14 protein-coding genes are annotated in these 17,342 nt (G+C 69.3%); 3 read left to right on the top strand and 11 right to left on the bottom strand.

From position 1 onward, the window contains the following. Positions 1–121 precede the first annotated feature (121 nt). The 9 genes from shc to AAFN88_RS20355 form a co-directional block, all read right to left on the bottom strand. A complete protein-coding gene (gene shc, locus AAFN88_RS20395; RefSeq protein ID WP_347522532.1) occupies positions 122–2,122 on the bottom strand; it encodes a squalene--hopene cyclase in 2,001 nt (666 codons plus the stop codon). Between the two features lie 157 nt (positions 2,123–2,279). After that, positions 2,280–3,602 carry a hydroxysqualene dehydroxylase HpnE gene (gene hpnE / locus AAFN88_RS20390; protein ID WP_347522531.1) on the bottom strand — a complete coding sequence of 441 codons (1,323 nt, stop codon included), beginning with the start codon at positions 3,600–3,602 and terminating at the stop codon, positions 2,280–2,282. Positions 3,603–3,605: 3 nt separating this feature from the next. Next, on the bottom strand, positions 3,606–4,457 hold the full coding sequence (gene hpnD / locus AAFN88_RS20385) for a presqualene diphosphate synthase HpnD (RefSeq protein WP_347522530.1): 852 nt from the start codon (positions 4,455–4,457) through the stop codon (positions 3,606–3,608). Between the two features lie 21 nt (positions 4,458–4,478). After that, positions 4,479–5,393, bottom strand: coding sequence for a squalene synthase HpnC (gene hpnC / locus AAFN88_RS20380; protein WP_347522529.1), 915 nt, complete (start codon positions 5,391–5,393; stop codon positions 4,479–4,481). Between the two features lie 50 nt (positions 5,394–5,443). Then, a complete protein-coding gene (locus AAFN88_RS20375; RefSeq protein ID WP_347522528.1) occupies positions 5,444–6,628 on the bottom strand; it encodes a glycosyltransferase in 1,185 nt (394 codons plus the stop codon). 88 nt (positions 6,629–6,716) lie between these two features. Further along, positions 6,717–7,226: a PAS domain-containing protein gene (locus AAFN88_RS20370; protein WP_347522527.1), complete on the bottom strand. Its 510-nt coding sequence runs from the start codon at positions 7,224–7,226 to the stop codon at positions 6,717–6,719. A 496-nt stretch (positions 7,227–7,722) separates the two neighbouring features. Beyond that, entirely contained in the window at positions 7,723–8,310 is a 588-nt protein-coding gene (locus AAFN88_RS20365) for an HD family hydrolase (RefSeq protein WP_347522526.1), read from the bottom strand. 135 nt (positions 8,311–8,445) lie between these two features. Beyond that, complete coding sequence (locus AAFN88_RS20360; protein WP_347522525.1) at positions 8,446–9,969, bottom strand: methyl-accepting chemotaxis protein; 1,524 nt, start codon at positions 9,967–9,969, stop codon at positions 8,446–8,448. 27 nt (positions 9,970–9,996) lie between these two features. After that, a complete protein-coding gene (locus tag AAFN88_RS20355; RefSeq protein ID WP_347522524.1) occupies positions 9,997–10,413 on the bottom strand; it encodes a hypothetical protein in 417 nt (138 codons plus the stop codon). 230 nt (positions 10,414–10,643) lie between these two features. Between AAFN88_RS20355 and AAFN88_RS20350 the strand changes: the two genes are divergently transcribed. After that, complete coding sequence (locus AAFN88_RS20350) at positions 10,644–12,176, top strand: alkaline phosphatase family protein (protein ID WP_347522523.1); 1,533 nt, start codon at positions 10,644–10,646, stop codon at positions 12,174–12,176. 6 nt (positions 12,177–12,182) lie between these two features. Here AAFN88_RS20350 and AAFN88_RS20345 read toward each other — a convergent pair whose 3' ends face one another. Then, positions 12,183–12,737: a DUF1523 family protein gene (locus tag AAFN88_RS20345; RefSeq protein WP_347522522.1), complete on the bottom strand. Its 555-nt coding sequence runs from the start codon at positions 12,735–12,737 to the stop codon at positions 12,183–12,185. Between the two features lie 198 nt (positions 12,738–12,935). After that, a complete protein-coding gene (locus AAFN88_RS20340) occupies positions 12,936–13,178 on the bottom strand; it encodes a DUF465 domain-containing protein (RefSeq protein ID WP_347522521.1) in 243 nt (80 codons plus the stop codon). A gap of 248 nt (positions 13,179–13,426) precedes the next feature. Here AAFN88_RS20340 and AAFN88_RS20335 point away from each other — a divergent pair, with 248 nt between their 5' ends. Continuing rightward, positions 13,427–15,634 (top strand): C45 family autoproteolytic acyltransferase/hydolase, encoded by a 2,208-nt coding sequence (locus tag AAFN88_RS20335; RefSeq protein ID WP_347522519.1) that lies wholly within the window; start codon positions 13,427–13,429, stop codon positions 15,632–15,634. A 93-nt stretch (positions 15,635–15,727) separates the two neighbouring features. Next, on the top strand, positions 15,728–17,338 hold the full coding sequence (locus AAFN88_RS20330; RefSeq protein ID WP_347522517.1) for an MBL fold metallo-hydrolase: 1,611 nt from the start codon (positions 15,728–15,730) through the stop codon (positions 17,336–17,338). Positions 17,339–17,342: the final 4 nt, after the last annotated feature.

Genomic DNA, 17,342 nt, shown 5'->3' with positions numbered 1-17,342 from the left:
CGAATTTGCCGACAGGCGGCGTCAAGCCGCTCGACCGTATTGCCGATACGCTCTTCGCGTCTTTCCTTGCCTGTCGGCAAATTCGCCTCCGTGACGCCCGCCATAGCCTGAGAATTCCGGGCTACATGCCGTGGCTGACGCGTCGCTCGTTGCTGCGCATCAGGTTGCGGTAGCGCGCCAGGGCCCAGAGCGGGAAGTAGGCGCTGTAGCCGTGGTACTTCAGGTAGAAGACCCGCGGGAAACCGTTGCCGGTCCAGTAGTCCTCGGCCCAGCGTGCGCCCTCGCGCGGCAGGCCCTGCAGGTAGGCGACGCCGCGCTTGACGGCATCGCTCTCCACCTCGCCGGCGGCCATCAGGCCGAGCAGCGCCCAGGCGGTCTGCGAGGCGGTCGAGGCCTTTGCCTCGTCGCGCCGCTCCAGCCAGTAGGTCGCGCAGTCCTCGCCCCAGCCGCCGTCCGGCTGCTGGCGGTCCTTCAGCCAGTTCACGGCCTTGCGCACGTAGGGCGCCTGCATGTCCTCGCCGCAGGCATTGAGGGCGCAGAGCACCGACCAGGTGCCATAGACGTAGTTGACACCCCAGCGCCCGTACCAGGAGCCGTCTTCTTCCTGCTCGCGGCGCACGTAGTCCAGGCCGCGGCGCACCACGGTGTTGTCGCGCCCGTAGCCGAGCTGCGCCAGCATGGAAAGGCAGCGCGCCGAAACGTCCACCGTCGGCGGGTCCAGCAGGGCGCCGTGGTCGGCGAAGGGGATGTGGTTCAGGTATTCGAAGGCGTTGTCCGCGTCGAAGGCGCCCCAGCCGCCGTTCTTGCTCTGCATGGCGATGACCCACTTGGCGGCGCGTTCCATCGCCCCTTTGCTGGCCTCGGAGCCGGCACGGTCCATCGCCATGACCACCACCGCCGTGTCGTCCACGTCGGGATAGTGGGCGTTGTTGTACTGGAAGGGCCAGCCGCCGACCGGCGCCTCGGCGCGGCGCCAGGCCCAGTCGCCGCGCACCTCGGTGATCTCGCGCTCCAGCAGCCAGTCGAAGGCGCGGGTGAAGGTGTCGCTGCCGCCCGGCTCGCCGGCTTCCAGCATCGCGTGGGCGGCCAGGCAGGTGTCCCAGATCGGCGACAGGCAGGGCTGGCAGGTGACGCTGCCGTCGCGGCGGTGGAACAGCAGGCGGTCGATGGCCTCGCGGGTCAGGCTGTAGTCCCGGTCGTTCCAGTCATAGCCCAGCGCGTGAAAGGCCATGGCGGCATTGGCCATGGCCGGGAAGATACCGCCCAGGCCGTCCTCGCCGTTCAGGCGCTCCTTGACGAACTCCATGGCCGCGTGGATCGCCTTCTGGCGCTTGGCGCGTGGGCGCAGCGGGTCGCTGAGGCGCAGCACCCGGTCGATGCCGGCGAAGATCGCGCCCAGGGGACTTCCGGTCGCGTTCATCTGGTAGTGCGCGTGCTCGGGCGCTTCGACGAAGAGCTCGCGGATATCGACGCCGCGCGGGTTCGCCGCCTCCGGCTTCTTGTCCATGACGATGAGCAGCGGCGCGATCACCGTGCGCGACCAGTAGGACACCTTCGACAGGTGGAAGGGGAACCAGCGCGGCAGCAGCATGATCTCGACCGGCATTTCCGGCACCGCGCGCCAGGGCACCTGGCCGAAGAGGGCCAGGGCGATCCGGGTGAAGACGTTGGATTGCGCGGCGCCGCCGACGGCCAGGATGGCCGTGCGGGCACGCAGCATGTGCGGCGCTTCGGGGTCGTCGCCGGCCAGCTTCAGGGCGAAGTAGGCCTTCACGCTGGCGGAGATGTCCAGATCCCCGTCGTGAAACAACGGCCAGCCGCCGTGCGCGCCTTGGATGGCGCGCAGATGCTTGGCCAGTTTGGGCTCGAGCTCGCGGAACTTCGGGGTATCGACCTGCCCCAGGAAGTGCTGCAGGAAGATGTACTCTGCGGGGATGGTGGCGTCGGCCTCCAGCTCGAAGAGCCAATGGCCGTCCGGGCGCTGCTCCGCCTGCAGCGCGGCCCGCATCTCGCCGACAAGGGCGTCGACGGCGTCGAGGTCGGGCAAGGGCGCGGGCTGACAGGGTGTACAGGGGCGCGCGGCGGGGGCGTTGGGGTCTCTGGCGACGGTACTGCTGGTCATCTCGGTCTCAGGCGCTCGGCCTCATGCAATGGATCCCAATTCCCTGTCGACTCCCCGAAGCTGTCTTTGTTCCCCCCGGCCGCCTGCGAATCAGCGGCCCTTAATGGGAATTCTGACCAAGGGTGGGGCCCCTGGCAAGCCCCAGGCGCGGCGGGCGTCACGGCGTCACGAGCAACCGGGCGGCGGCGGCGCCGGAGCGCACCGCCGATTCGATGGTCGCGGGATAGCCGGTATCGGTCCAGTCGCCGGCCAGCGCCAGGTTGGTCCAGCGGGTGCGCGGGCCGGGCCGCAGCTTCAAGGCCGCCGGGGTCTGGGCCAGGGTGGCCCGCTTTTCCTTGATGATGCGGATCACCGGCGCGGCCTGCGGGTCCAGGCCCGGGGACAGGTCCGGGGACAGGCCGAGGGCTTGGGCGGTGTCGCGCCACAGCAGCGCCGCGACCTCCTCGGCCGGGCGCTCGGCCAGCTCCTCGGCGGCGCTGGCCGTCAGGCTCACCACGTCGCCGCGCAGGAACAGCCAGTCGGTGGCGCCGCCCACCAGGCCCAGGATCGGCAGGTCGGGCGCCAGCCGGCGGCGCGGCGTGGCGCCTTCGGGCAGGCGGATATGAGCGTTGACGATCGGCCTGGCGTCGCGCGGCGCCTGCAGGCCGGGCAGCAGGTCGGCGGCACCCGCCGGCGGCAGCGCGATCACCACGGTTTCACCCGGGGCGACCGCCACCCGCTGTTCGCCGAAGTCCAGCGCGGCGACGCGCTCGCCCTCGAAGCTCAGGGCGCGCAGGCGCCGGCCGAAGGCGATTTTGCCGCCCTGCGCGCGGATGGCCGCCAGGGCCGGGTCGACGAAGGTCTGGCTGAGGCCCTGCTTGGCGATAAAAGGGCGGCAGGCGGCGGCGCCCTTGGCGAAGGATTCCCGCACCACCATCCACAGCAGCCGGGCGGAGGCCTCCCGCGGATGGGTATTGAGCGCCGCAATGGTCAGCGGCACCCAGAAACGCTCCCACAGAGGGCCGCGGTCGCCGAGACAGTCGGCGACGGTGTCGTCCGCGCCGGCGAAGGCCAACTTCCAGGCCGCGAGGTAATCGCCGGCCGCGGTGCCGGGGATGCGCTTGGCGGCGCTGAAGATCCACCAGGGGATGGGGCCGCTGCTGGGCGCGACGGTCCAGCTTTCGCCGCTGGCAAGGTCGAGAAAGGGAAAGGCGGTGCGGGCCGGCTGCGCCAGGGTGTCGCTGGCGCCGATCTCCGCAACGAAATCCAGCGCAGCGGTGTTGGCTGCCAGCAGCAGGTGATTACCGTTGTCGATGCTGCGCTCCAGCTTGGCGTCGACGTAGGAGCGGCAGCGCCCGCCGGCTTGAGCGGCGGCTTCGTAGAGCGTGACCGGGCGGCCCAGTTTGCCCAGCCGCAGGGCCGCCGACAGCCCGGCAAGACCGGCGCCGACGACGTGCACGCGCCCCGGAGAAGGGCGATCGCGGGAGATGGGTCCGTTCATGACCTAGAAGCAGCTCCTCAAGGCGATCCAGAGCTTCTCCGCCTTGGGCAGGCTGACCCGCGCCGTGACGTCCCGCCAGTCGTCCCGCTCCAGGCGGGTCAGCAGGCGGCGGTAGATCGCCAGCATGATGCGGGCCGGACGCATGGGGCCGCGGGCGCAGCGGAGCATGAGGCGCTCGGCCTCCGCGAAGCGTTCTTCGGCCAGGGCGGCAAGGTCGCGGCAGGCCGCCGGCAGGCGCGGGTCGGCCAGCACCGTCATGGGGTCGGTCGAGTCGATGCCGTGGCGTTGCAGCAGCTCGCGCGGCAGATAGAGGCGGCCGCGCCGGGCGTCCTCGGCCAGGTCGCGCAGGATATTGGTGAACTGCAGGGCGTCGCCCTCGGCCAGCGCCAGCTCGCGCGCTTCCGGCTCCGTGGCGCCGAAGGCGTGCACCGACAGCACTCCCACCGCTCCGGCGACGCGGCGGCAGTAGAGGCGGAAGTCGGCCAGGCTGGGCGCGCGGATATCCTCGCGGGCGTCCATCTCCATGCCGTCGATGATGGCCAGGAATTCGTCCTTGGGCAGGCCGTAGTCGCGCAGCGGCCGCAGCAGCGCCTTGGCCGTGGGGCGGCTTGGCGCACCGGCATAGAGGCGTTCGATCTCCTCGCGCCAGGCGGCGAGCGCTTGCTGTTTTTGCGCCAGCGTGCCGTCCTCGTCGGCGATGTCGTCGACCTCGCGGCAGAAGGCGTAGATGGCGTACATGGCCTCGCGGCGCGGGCGCGGCAGCAGGCGCATGCCCCACAGGAAGGAGGAGTCGGAGCGGGTCGCCACCTCGCGCACGTGAGCCTGCGCGGTTTCGATCGTCGCCGCGGTCGTCATGCCTGCGCCCTCATCCGCCGCTCATCCCCGTTGATCTGCCGGCTGATGGCGTCCGAAGAGGCGCGCGAACTGTACGCCCAGCACGCCCTTGAGGCCGCAGACAATGAAGTCGGCGCGGCTGAGGGCGACGCGCCCGGCCAGGGGATCGCCTCGGCGCAGCAGGACCGTCAGCCGCCTGGCCAGTTGCACGATGACCGCCGATTCCATGGCCAGGCGCGCGCAGCGCAGCCGGCCCGGCAGGGTCTCGGCGTCCTCCAGCAGGACATCGACCCCGTCCAGGCAGCGGTCCAGCAGCCGGCGGAAACCGGCCGGGCTTGCCGTCAAGTCCAGCACCGTGACGTCCAGGCCCTCGGCGGCCAGCCAGTCGCCGGGCAGGTAGACCCGGTCGAGCTCGTGGTAGTCGTCTTGGCAGTCCTGCAGGTGATTGAGGATCTGCAGGGCGGTGCAGAGCGCGTCGGAGGCGCCGTAGCCCGCCGGGTCCTCGCCGTGCAGGTCCAGCAGGTAGCGGCCGACCGGATTGGCCGAGAGCCGGCAATAGCCGAGCAGCTCGCCCCAGTCGGCGTAGCGTCCCTTCACTGCGTCTTGCTTGAAGGCGGCGACGAGGTCCGTGCCGCGCGCCGCCGTGACCTTTGTTGCGGCCAGGCTCTCGCGCAGGCGCGCCGCCTTTTCCAGGCCGGGCCGCGGTGAGGCGGCGGAGCAGGCCGCGGGGTCGGTGAGTTCCGCCTCGAAGGCGGAGAGGCGGGCGATCTTGTCCTCGGGCGCGAGATCCGGGTTGTCGGCGATGTCGTCGATGGCGCGGGCGAAGGCATAGTAGGTCGCGACATGCGGGCGCAGCGCCGCCGGCAGCAGCCAGGAGCCGACGGGGAAGTTCTCGTCCGCCGCGCCCTTGCCCGACGGTGTCTCGACTCCCGCGGTGTTTTCGCCTGTGTCAGTCATCAGCCTCAATCATAGACGGGCAGGGACGGGTGAGCCAAAGGTGCCGGGGTCTAACCCGCGTGGCGGCCCTGGACGCGGCCCTTCCACTGGCCGCCGACGCCGCGCCAGTGACGCCAGGCCGAATCGAACGTCATGGCGCTGTATAGGCCAGCGGCCAGCGGCAGCAAAGGCGCAATCCACCAGGGCTGGCGGTAGAGCCGGAGCGTCGGCAGCAGAGAGAGGCTCATCAGCAGCCAGGTCAAGCCGGCGAGGAGCGCCGTCCAGGGCTGCTGGTGCCAGGGCGCGGCGAGCAGCAGCAGCGGCGGCGCCAGGTAGGTGAGCGCCATGCCGGCCAGCGTGCCGGCGAGCAGCAGCGGGGAGTGGTGAAGCTGGGTGTAGGCGGTGCGCGCCACCATGTTCCAGATCGCCCCCAGTCCGCTGTAGGGGCGGATCGAACGGGCGCCCTCCGCCAGGCCCAGCCAGATGCCGCCGCTTTCCGGTGGGCGGCTGGCCTTCACCGCGGCGGCGAGGGAGCAGTCGTCGATCAGGGCGTCGCGGATCGCCGCCACACCGCCGACGCGCTGCAGGGCCGCGCGGCGCAGCAGGATGCAGCCGCCCGCCGCCGCCGCGGTCTTCGCCCCGGGATCCTTCACCCAGGCGAAGGGATAGAGCTTCTGGAAGAAGTAGATGAAGGGGGGAATCAGCAGGCGCTCCCAAAAACTCTGGCAGGTCAGCGCGACCATGAGGGAGACCATGTCGCGCCGCTCGGCCTCCGCCTTGGCGACCAGGCGGCGCAGCGTATCCGGCGGCTGGTGGATGTCGGCGTCGCTGAACCACAGGAAGTCGCTCGCCGCCCCGGCGGCCTGAGCTCCCTGCTGCAGGGCCCAGAGTTTCCCGGTCCAACCCGGTGGCAGGGCCTCGGCGCGCAGCAGCTCGAAACGCTCGGGATGGCGGCTGCGCGCCGCCGCCGCGCGGGCGAGGGCCGCCGTGTCGTCGTCGCTGTGGTCGTCGACCAGCAGCACCGTCAGGCTGCCGGGATAGTCCTGCTCCAGCAGCGAGGTCAGGCTCTCGGCGATGACCTCGGCCTCGTTACGCGCCGGCACGACGGCGGTGACGGCGGGCCAGGCGCCGCCCGGCCGGGAGTCCTGCGGCTCCGGGGCAGGGGTCAGCCGTTCGGCCGAGCGCCAGAACCCGCCGCGCAGGCTCAGCAGGTAGATCCAGATCAGCAGGGAAAGCGCGGCGATCCCGAGGAGCATCGAGGGCTCCGGAAAAGTCGAAAGCACGGTTTGCGGGTTCCTTTCGCAGCCGCCTTCGGTTGGTCCGCTGGCGGCGCGGACCCGGCGGCTACTTGTCCTTCTTCTCTCGGCGCGAGTTTACATTGAGAGACATGAGGCGATCCAGCGACCTTCCGTCGCTCGACAGCGGCAGGCAGAGGGCTTCGACATCGATCAAGGTGCGCCGCTTGCTCCCGGTTTCGGGCCAATAGGCATAGGTCGGAGTGGCGTGAACCACGCAGAAGTCGAAGAGCTGCTTGGAACGCTGGCGCACCAGTTCCGGCACTTTGGCTTCCGAAGAGCGGCGTCCCGTCTGCTCGCCATAGGAGTCGACGAGTTTCTGACCGAAAAGGCGCAGGAAGTAGTCCTGGCCGCCGTCGATGACGTCGACCATGAGCATGTGGGGCCACAGCGTTACGAATCTCTCCGGCACCAGGTCGCCGCGCCGGGGAAAGGGTGCGTCGCCCTTGATTTCCAGCCAATACGCCATGGCTTCCGCCAGCACGGGCGAAACGAACTCGAAGTCCGCCGTGACCCGCAGCGGGCCCACGGCCTGGTTCGCTGCCCTTCTGTGACTCACCCGATGCATGTCGCCCTTGGAAACTCCCGGCTCACATAGCTGCGGACATCGCTCCGCAGGTCGTCCCACGGCGACCTGTTCGAAGCTGAAATTTCCTTGAGGCACGACAAGAGTTCTTGCCGCGGGGCACTGCATAGGTCGGCTGTCGGCAGCGGGGTCGGGCGGGAGCCTTCACGGCAAGGCGGTGTCATGAATGCGTCCTGACTTTCCCGGAACGGCCGGCCGGAAGACAGGATACCGCTCTGTCGAGGGGAGCGGTCGCGCCGCGAAGAGGGCTGCCAGGGACGCGCTGCTTGACCCGGCAGGCAGGCGGCTCCGCGCCCAGGGGTTTGTTTTGGGGTTCGTCAAGGCTGTCTGCGAATGGCATGTACGTCGTCCCCGCGCCCTTCGTCTCCCAAGCGGAGATGTTCCGGGTCGGGCTCTCCCCCTGGTTGCGACTCCTCGTGGAAGAGTCCCCAACCTCTCCCACGCACAGGTTAGCATCCCGATGAATTGATTATAAGCCTTTTGCGAGGGTGTTGCAGCGATCCATGAAAAGCCGCTTCGCTTTTCCCGCCGGCCAAGGCTTCAACGCGATGCCGTCGAAGCGCTTGTGATGGCCGAAGAGGCGGCGCGCCTCGCTGGGTGAGAAACCGGCGAGCTGCGTCGCTTCCAGATAGGCGGCGATCCGGTCCGCGCGCTTGATCAGCGTCTTCAAATCCTCCGGCTCTTGCGCCGGCAGGCCGAAGCGCAGGCGCACCGCGGTCATGAGCCGGGCCTCCAGGGCCTTGTAGTCGACCCCGACGGCGGACTTGAAGGGAGTGATGAGATCGCCGATGACGTATTCCGCGGCATCGTGCAGCACCGCCGAGAGGTGCCCGGCGGCGTCCAGCTTCGGGCGCAGGCCTCCGGCGATGTCGTCCACCAGCAGGCTGTGTTGCGCCACCGAGAAGGCCGAATCGCCGCTGGTCTGGCCGTTCCAGCGGGCCACGCGGGCCAGGCCATGTGCGATGTCTTCGATCTCGATGTCGAGGGGCGATGGGTCCAGCAGGTCGAGGCGCCGGCCGGAGAGCATGCGTTGCCAAGCCCGGTTCACGTCCTTCATGCCCGCCTGTTTCCCTTCGCTGTGGCACAGCGGCGACTCGCCGCGCTCGCCGCCGGCGACTAGGCATAGGCAGACGCGCCGCCCGAGGCAAGCGGTCAGGCGGCGCGGCGGCGGTGAGGGGGCGGGGAGAGGCGGTCAACCGCCGTTGGCGCGCAGCCCGTCCAGCAACTCCGAGAGATTCCCGTCCAGCTCCGCTGTGTGGCGGCTGACGAGGGCCGAGGCCTCCATCACCTTGTTCACCGACTGGCTGGTCGTCTGGGAATTCTCCCGCACCGAGGCCATGGCGCCGTTCATCTCCCGGCTGCCGCCCGCGGCGTCCTGAATGTTGCGGGAGATGTCGCGGGTCGTCGCGTCCTGCTCCTCGACCGCGCCGGCGATCTTCACGGCGTGCTCGTTGAGCTGGTTGATGATGCCGCGGATCTCGCCGATGGCGTCGACCGTGGTCTTGGTCGAGCCCTGGACTTTCTCGATGCGTCCGGTGATGTCCTCGGTCGCCTTGGCGGTCTGGGTGGCCAGGTTCTTGACCTCGCTGGCGACCACCGCGAAGCCCTTGCCGGCCTCGCCGGCGCGCGCCGCCTCGATGGTGGCGTTGAGGGCCAGCAGGTTGGTCTGCTCGGCAATCTCGGCGATCAGTTCGACGACCTGCGAGATGCCGGCCACCGCGTCGGCCAGCTCGGCGACCTGTTCGGTGGTGATATCGGTCTTGCCTTCGGCCTTGGAGGCGATGTCGGCGGTCTCGCGCACCCGCGCGGTGATCTCGCTGACCGAGGTGGAGAGCTCCGTCACGGCTCCGGCGATGGTGTCCATCTTCGCCGCGGTGGTGCCGGCGGTGTCGGCCACCTGGGTCGCCGTGCCCTCGGTCTCCTCGGCGCGTTTCAGCATGATCCCGGTTTCGCCCTGCATGTCGTCCAAGGAGGCGCGGATCTGCGTCACCGCGCCCTTCACCTTGGCCTCGAAGCTGTCGGCCAGGGATTGCAGCAACTCCTGCCGCTCCCGCGCGCTGCGGGCCTGCAACTCCTGCTGCTCGCGGCCCAGCTTCTCGGTTTCCGCCGCGGCGGACTCGGCCTTGGCGACGGCCGCGGCGGCGCCGTCGAAGAGACTGACCAGCTTGTGGCTCAGCAGGATCAGCACCACGACCTCCAGCACGACGATGACCGCGTGGAAGACCACGCGGGCGAAGTTGGCGCCGTCCGGGAAGACCGCCCAAGGCATCAGGAAGTTCAGGCTCAAGTGATGGATTGCTGTTGCCGCCGCGGCCACCAGAATGGTGCGCCAGTCGCAGAAGGCGACCAGCATGGCCAGGGCCGCGAAGTAGATCATATGGAAGTCGATCTGCCAGGGGCCGGCGGCGGCAAGGACCATGAGGGAGACCTGCACCACGGTGGCGACGGCGATGACGTAGCGGGTCGCGGCGGCGTCGCCGCCAATGCTCTTCCAGATCCCCAACGCGAAGACGGCCACGACCAGGGACGCCAGGGTCGGCGCCAGCCAGGGGTTGCCGTTCAGCCAGGCGGTGGCGGCCACGGCGGGCACCACGGCGAGGATCAGCAGGCTGGACCACTTGGCCGCGGTCCGGCGGATGGCGGCGATGCCTTCGGCCTTGTCGCCGGGGGCGTCGGTTGCGGCGTTCATCGCCGCCGGGGCAATCGTCTTGAGCATCTTTCGGCCTATCCGTGGCTCGGGTTGCTAACGTGTCGCTTGCTGGTCCGCGGTCCGCTGGATGCCGGCAATCAGGCAGCCGGCGGCGCTGCGGGGATCGACCACCATCAGGGCGCCGGCGCGGCGCAGCCGCGCGGCAAAGCCGGCGTCGTCGCTGTGGGCAATCAGGACCGCCCCCCAGCCGCCGGCGCGGACCACCAGGCCCTCCGCCTCGGCGACCGCGGCCAGGGCCGCAGCCTTGTCGGTGCCCGGCGCGAAGACCGCGGCCAGGGTGCCGCTGGCCTCGCCGGGCAGGTCGGCGGCGGCGAAGACCGGCAGGGTGCTGACCGCCAGCAGCAGGCCCAGAGCCAGGGCGGCGGTGCCGGCGCGCAGCGCGCCCGCGCCCGGCCGGTCGCCGGGCGGCTTGACCAAGTGGTTGAAACCTTTGCGGGAAGCGGTCGGCATGTTTTCCCTCCGGAGGGCGATTTAGCCAGCAAGAACTTGCTTTCTGGTTAAATTCCCGGTGATTCGGTTAAGCTTCCGGGCTGGATGGCGGTTTAGGGAAGACGAGCGGCGGGCCTTATGACTTCGCAACCACGATCGACCGGCGGCCGGCCGCTGCCGGCCGCGCCGGGACTTCCCGGCCGGGCGCGGCCGTCCGAAACGGGGCGAGGCCGCCACGGGCGGACCGCGCGATGACACAGAATGTCCTGCTGATCACCGCCGACCAGTGGCGCGGCGACTGCCTGGGCGTGGCCGGCCACCCGGTCGTCCGCACCCCGGCCATCGACGCCCTGGCGGCGGAGGGGACTTGCTTCCTGCGTCATTACGCCCAGGCGGCGCCCTGTTCGCCGGCCCGGGCCTCGCTCTACACCGGGCTCTATCAGATGAACCACCGTGTGCTGCGCAACGGCACGCCGCTGGACGCCCGCCACGACAACATCGCCAAGGCGCTGGGGCGCGTGGGTTACAAGCCGGCGCTGTTCGGCTACACCGACCAGGCCGTCGATCCGCGCACGACGGCGCCGGACGACCCGCGCCTGGCGACCTACGAGGAGGTGCTGCCGGGCTTCACCGCGGAGGTGAAGCTGCCGGAGGACAACGCCGCCTGGTTCGCCTGGATGGAGGCGCGCGGCCACGAACTGCCGGCCGATCCCTGGGACCTCTTCGTGCCCGCCGGGGGGCGTCCCGAATTGCCGAGCACGCAGCCGCCGCGCTTCGGCCAGGACGAGACCGAGACGGCTTTTCTCACCGAGGCCTTCCTCGACTGGTTGCCGGACCAGCCCAAGGACACGCCCTGGTGCGCCCACCTCTCCTTCCTGCGCCCGCATCCGCCCTTCGTGGTGCCCGAGCCCTTCAATGCCCTCTACGACCCGGCGGTGGGACCGGGTTTCCGCCGCGCCGCCTCGCCGGGGGCGGAGGCGGCCCAGCATCCCTACCTGGCCTACTGGCTGGAGCGCACTGCGGGGAGCAGCTTCTGCTTCATCGGCGAGAAGGACCGTCCGGTCGCGGACTGGCCCGAGGAGGCCTTCCGCAACCTGCGCGCCACCTATTGGGGCATGATCTCGGAAGTCGACCGGCAGATCGGGCGCCTGGTCGCGGGCCTGAAGGCCGCGGGGGCCTGGGACGACACCCTCATCGTCCTCACCTCCGACCACGGCGAGATGATGGGGGACCATTGGACCCTGGGGAAGTTCGGCTACTTCGATCAGGCCTACCATATCCCGCTGATCGTCCGCGATCCGCGCCATCCGGACGGCTTCGGCGCGCGGGTCACGGCCTTCACCGAGGCGGTCGACGTCCTGCCGACGGTGCTGGAAGCGACGGCCGCCCGGCGGCAGGGGCCCGCCGACGGTCTCTCCCTGCAGCCCTTCCTGCGCGGCGAAACGCCGGCGAAGTGGCGCAGGGAAGTGCATTGGGAATTCGATTTCCGGGAGGTCGAGAGCGGCGGACCCCAGAGGGCGCTGGGGCTCGACCTGGACGACTGCTCGCTCGCCGTTATCCGCGACGACCGCCACAAGTACGTTCACTTCGCCGGGCTGCCGCCGCTGCTCTTCGATCTGCGGGAGGATCCCGACGAGCTCCACAACGTGGTCGAGGCCGCCGGCTACCAGGCGGTGAGGGTGGCCATGGCGGAAAGACTGCTGGCCTGGCGCGGCCGCCATCTCGACCGTACCCTCACCGGCCTGTCGTTGACGCCGGGCGGTCCTTACGACGCGCGGGCTTAGCCCGGACTAGATCCGGTCGATCCGCCTGTGCAGCCAGACGAAGGCGTAGAAATAGCAGAACCACAAGACCACGGAGAGGCCGTAGAACGTCAGCGTGCGCCATGACCAGATCGGCCAGGAGCCGGCGGGGCCCATGGCGATGATGTTGGGGTGCCAGGAAAAGAGCTGCGAGCGCCAGCGGTTCCACAGCACGGTGACCTCGGTCTTGCGGTCCTCCGCCGTCTTGGCGTCGTTGAACACCCTTTCGCTGTTGCGCTTGAACCACCACCAGGAATCGTCGTTCTCCAGCTCGACGCCGGCGTCGGCCTGGTTCCTCATATAGACGTACTGCGCATCGCGGGTCCTGCCTTGCGCGTCGGGGTCGGTGCGGCGCACCTCGGTGCCGCTGACGAAGCCCGTGGTCCAGGTCGGCCGCGCGTATTCCCACCATGTCCAGCATCCGATGCCGATCACCAAGGCGAGGATCGAGGCGGCGACGCCTCCCGACCGCCACAGGATGAAGGCGAAAAGCAGCACGGCGAGCAGAAGGATGTATCCGAGCGAGAACCAGATTTCGAGCATGGGTGGGCTTTCGTCTTGGATCGAGGAGGCGCGGTTCCGTGCCGGGCAATGTGCGGCCGGTGGACGGCAGCGTCAAGCCGCGGCCCCTTCGGGCCGCGGGGCCGATCCCGGGAGCCGGTGCCGGCAGCGCGGAAAAAAACGAGGGCATCGCGGATGCCCTCGTTTTTGGGCCGGAGCGACGCGGGCGGCGGCGAGGGCTCAGCCTTCGGCCTGGATGATCCCGGCGATCTCGTCCTTCAGGGCCAGGCGGCGTTTCTTCAGATCCTCGGTGCGGGCGTCGGAGGCGGCTTCCACGTCCGCCTCGATACGGTGAATCTCCCGGTTAACCTCGTGATAGGCGTCGGCCAGCTTGGCGAAGTGGGGGTTCTCCATCTTCAGCTTGTGCAGAGCCTCGCCGGCTTCGGGGAATTCTTCGTGAAGCTCGTGGGGAACGTGGGTCATGGGGTTAGGTCTTTCTCGCTCAATTGGAAATTCGGAGGTTGGATTTAGCGCAGGAGGCCGGGTTTTGCCAGCGCCCGCATTGATCCGCCTCAATACTGCGACCGGGCCTGCGACCAGGGGCGCCGCCAGCCAGGCAATGTGTTCTAACTGTGATTTCCCCCACGGCACCGGGCCGCGATCTGCGCTCTTTGCTACCTTGTCCGCCACACCTTGGCGGATCTGCCGGCGGAAGAAGGGGGAGAAAGCGGATGAGCGACGAGATCGTGGGCCTCGATCGGCCCGAGGTGACTTTGGCGGCTGGAGAGGGGCGGGCCGAGAGCGGCCTGCGCCGCCTGACCATCGGCGGGCAGCCATTCTACGTCCTGAAGCAGCGTGGGCGCTTCGCCGCCATGGCCTACGATCATGGCCGCCTGCTGGCGCAGGAGATCGAGAGCGGCGCCTTTCCGGAGATCGTCTCCACCATCGCCCGCAGCGTCAATCTGGAAAGCGGCCTCTTCAGCCAGGTGGCCTCGGCCCTCTACCGCGCCTACAGCGACCGGGTGCTGGCCCATTCCAGCAAGGAATTCCGTGACGCCGTGGACGGCCTGGCCGCCGGTTACCGCGATGGCCGGCCCAGTCCGAAGTTTTCCGACCTGGAGGTGCGTGACGCGCTGGTCGCCATCGAGGTCGGCAATGTCGTCGACGGTGTGCTGCACGCCTTTTCCATTCCCGGTCTGCGTGCCGCCAAGGCCCCGGGCGTGCTGGCCCTGGTGCTCTCCCGCCTCGACGATCCGGAGGCGCGGAACTACCTGGAGTCCGCAAAGCAGGACAAGGCCAAGCAGAAGGACGTGGCCCGCATACTTCAGGCGCTGGGCGGGCCCGACAATCGCGTCGACTTCGCCTGCACCGGCTTTGCCGTGCCGGCGCCGCTGGCCGCCGGCGGGCTGCACCTTCACGCGCGCAACCTGGATGCAGATCTCTACAATTGGAACAAGGCGCCGGTGCTCTCCCTGCTCGACGAGACCGGCGGCAACGCCGCCTGGCACAAGTACGCGGCCTTCGGCACCGCCGGCCTGATCTACCCCGGCGGCATCAGCGGCCTCAACGACGCCGGCATCGCGGTCTCCCTGCACCAGATGTCGACGACGGAAGTGGAGAGCGGCTTCCTCTTCGACCACGGCGACATCGCGCCCTTCGTGCAGCAGCGCATGCTGCGCGAGGCGGGCAGCGTCGACGACGCGGTCGCCATTGCCGAGGACACCCGCCACTTCGCCGCCTGGACCTTCTTTGTTTCCGACGCCAAGACCGGCAAGGTGCGCCGTATCGAGGTGAACGGCGAGCGGGTGCGCGTCACCAAGCACGAGGGCGAGGCGGTGGCCCAGACCAACCACTTCCTGCACCACGACATGATGGAGCGTCTCTTCGACGAGGACGACAACCATTTCACGCCGACCTTCGGCAAGTGGCTGGAGACCCATGCGCGCTTCGATTCGGTCTCCGCGGCGCTGGAGGCCGATGCCGGCCGCCAGAAGATCGATGCCGGCTGGGCCGTCGACTGGCTGGCCTCCAGCCGCGACGGCAGCCTGGAGAAGATCCGCCAAGCCATGTCCCATCCGCCGGACCCTCTGGCCGCCGAGCGGGCCTTCGGGCGTGTGCCGCGCAAGGTCTACGGCCAGCTCGGCAGTATCGTGCTGGCCGATCCCCAGCGCCGTCCCTGGCGCGATCAGGTCTGGATGACCACCGGCGACCGCCAGCCCAGCCCGCACAGCAGCTACGCCGGCTGGCAGGTGGACTGGCAGGGTTTCGAACTGAACCCCCTGGCCGACCCGACCCTGCGCCGCGTGACCCACTACGAGACCGGAGGGCGGCGCAACTGGGAGGTCTCGCTGGAGCGCTATCTCTGGGCCCGCCTCGCCCGCTCGCGCCCGCGCGATGCCGCGGGCGAACTGCTGCGGCGCCGCCCCACCGCGCAAGAAGATCGCGATGGGGTCGCCGGCGCCATCCATCTGCTGGGCTCGGCCATCGAGCTGGCGGCCATGGACCGCCTGGTGGAGGTGCCCTATCACTACCTGCGCGCGCGGCTGTGCCATGCTGCGGGCGACTACGCGGCGGCGGAAAAGGACTGGCGCCTGCTGCGCGCCATCTGGGCGTGGCAGAACGACGCGCCGGCCGTTCCCGCCGCCTGGCCGGTCTCGGTACCGCGGGTCATGCCGTTGATGCATCCCTACGACGGCGCCTTGGTGGCGCTGCTCTCCACCGCGACGGAGGACCTCCTCAACGGCGATACCGCCTGGGACGGCCGGCAGGACCGCCTGGACCTGGCCCGCGGCCTCTTCGCGCAGGTGAAGCAGGACTGCTTCGGCGGCAAACCGGCGCATTTCGACCTGGAGGCCTGGATCGCCCTGGTGGACGAGATCGGGGCCAAGGGCGGCGGCGGCGTGGAGCTGCCGACGCCCAACTTCGTCACCGCCGAGTAGCCCGCTTCCGGGAGCGGGTTTGTTGCTTTGACTCGGACCCGCCGTGGGGCTATGCCGGGAGCACGAGTTCTTCCTGCCTGACGGGATCGCCAGATGCTGCTGAAATTCTGCGGGGCCGCCGGAACGGTGACCGGCTCCTGCTATTGGGTGCAGACCGACCGCTGCCAGTTTCTGGTCGATTGCGGCATGTTCCAGGGATCGAAAACCTTGAAGGAGCTGAACTACGGCGCCTTCCCTTTCGATCCCTCCGAGATCGACTTCCTGCTCGTCACCCACGCCCACATCGACCATTCGGGGCTCATCCCCAAGCTGGTGAAGCAGGGTTTCAACGGGCCGGTCTTCGCCACCGAGGGCACTTTCGATCTGCTCAGCTACATGCTGCCGGACAGCGCCTACATTCAGGAGAGCGAGGTCGAACGTCTCAACCGCCGCAACGTGCAGCGCGGCAAGGCGCCGGTCGAGCCCATGTACAGCCGCGCCGACGTCGACCTGGCCCTGAAAGCCTTCTCCAAGGTCGCTTATGAAACCTGGCGCGAGGTCGGCGAGGGGGTGCGCGCGCGCTTCTGGAACGCCGGGCATATTCTGGGCGCCGCCTCAATCGAGGTCGAGATCGCCACCGGACAGCGCGACCGCCGCGTCTGCCGCCTGCTGTTTTCCGGCGACATCGGGCCGGAGCACAAGCTGTTCCATCCCGATCCGGAGGCGCCCGACAATTTCGACTACGTCTGCTGCGAATCGACCTACGGCGGGCGCGAGCGCGAAGACGTCACCGCCGAGCGGCGCCGGGCGATCCTGGCCCACGAGGTCAAGGCGGCGCTGAAGCGCGGCGGCAACCTGCTGATCCCGGTCTTCGCCGTGGAGCGCACGCAGGAACTGCTGCTGGACCTGACGGTACTCTTCGACAGCGGCGAATTGCCCAAGGTTCCCGTTTTTCTCGACTCGCCGCTGGCCATCAAGGCGACCGGTGCCTTCGAGAAGAACGCCGACGCGCTGGAAGACATCGCCCAGGTGCCGGATCTTTTCCGCCGCCCCAACATCCGCTTCACCGAGTCGGTGGAGCAAAGCAAGATGATCGGCCGCTTCGCCGGCGGAGCCATCATCATGGCCGGCAGCGGCATGTGCGATGCCGGGCGCATCCGCCATCATCTGAAGCACAACCTCTGGCGCGGCGATGCCACGGTCCTGCTGGTCGGCTATCAGGCGCCGGGCACGCTGGGCTCCCTGCTGGCGCGCGGCGTGCCCGCCGTCAAGATCCAGGGCGAGGATCTGCGCGTGAAGGCGACGATCCGCCAGATCGACGTTTATTCCGGCCATGCCGACGGCGGCCAGTTGCTGGCGTGGCTGAAGGATCGCCTGCCGGTGAAGTCCGCGATTTTCCTGACCCACGGCGAGGAAGAGGCCCTGGAGGCGCTGCGCGACGGCCTGGAGAAGGAAGGCGTTCCGGCGGAACGCATCATCGTGCCGCAGCTCGACGACGTGGTGGATCTGCTGGCGGGCGACGGCAAGGTGGAGTTCCGCCCGGTGCCGCATCGCCTGCCGCGCGAATCCCTGCGCGGGCGCGATTGGCACAACGAACTGGCGGAGCTCTCCCTGGATCTGCGCGAGCGCCTGGAGCAGGCCCCCGACGACAAGGCGCGCGGTGTCATCCTGCGGCGCCTGAAGCGCGCTTTGGAGGGTGAGGAGCAGCACAAGGGACGGCACTGAATCG

Origin of the sequence: Pelagibius sp. CAU 1746 (assembly GCF_039839785.1) — a bacterium.
Classification (GTDB): domain Bacteria; phylum Pseudomonadota; class Alphaproteobacteria; order Kiloniellales; family Kiloniellaceae; genus Pelagibius.
Note: the sequence above shows the minus strand (reverse complement) of the source record. Positions and strands in the feature narration are given on the sequence as shown.

Coding starts and splice junctions, on each gene's coding strand:
- AAFN88_RS20350 (WP_347522523.1), top strand. CDS start 10,644: ATGACACAGAATGTCCTGCTGATCACCGCCGACCAGTGGCGCGGCGAC.
- shc (WP_347522532.1), bottom strand. CDS start 2,122: ATGACCAGCAGTACCGTCGCCAGAGACCCCAACGCCCCCGCCGCGCGC.
- AAFN88_RS20335 (WP_347522519.1), top strand. CDS start 13,427: ATGAGCGACGAGATCGTGGGCCTCGATCGGCCCGAGGTGACTTTGGCG.
- hpnC (WP_347522529.1), bottom strand. CDS start 5,393: ATGACTGACACAGGCGAAAACACCGCGGGAGTCGAGACACCGTCGGGC.
- AAFN88_RS20360 (WP_347522525.1), bottom strand. CDS start 9,969: ATGCTCAAGACGATTGCCCCGGCGGCGATGAACGCCGCAACCGACGCC.
- AAFN88_RS20355 (WP_347522524.1), bottom strand. CDS start 10,413: ATGCCGACCGCTTCCCGCAAAGGTTTCAACCACTTGGTCAAGCCGCCC.
- AAFN88_RS20340 (WP_347522521.1), bottom strand. CDS start 13,178: ATGACCCACGTTCCCCACGAGCTTCACGAAGAATTCCCCGAAGCCGGC.
- AAFN88_RS20330 (WP_347522517.1), top strand. CDS start 15,728: ATGCTGCTGAAATTCTGCGGGGCCGCCGGAACGGTGACCGGCTCCTGC.
- AAFN88_RS20365 (WP_347522526.1), bottom strand. CDS start 8,310: ATGAAGGACGTGAACCGGGCTTGGCAACGCATGCTCTCCGGCCGGCGC.
- AAFN88_RS20345 (WP_347522522.1), bottom strand. CDS start 12,737: ATGCTCGAAATCTGGTTCTCGCTCGGATACATCCTTCTGCTCGCCGTG.
- AAFN88_RS20375 (WP_347522528.1), bottom strand. CDS start 6,628: ATGCTCCTCGGGATCGCCGCGCTTTCCCTGCTGATCTGGATCTACCTG.
- hpnD (WP_347522530.1), bottom strand. CDS start 4,457: ATGACGACCGCGGCGACGATCGAAACCGCGCAGGCTCACGTGCGCGAG.
- hpnE (WP_347522531.1), bottom strand. CDS start 3,602: ATGAACGGACCCATCTCCCGCGATCGCCCTTCTCCGGGGCGCGTGCAC.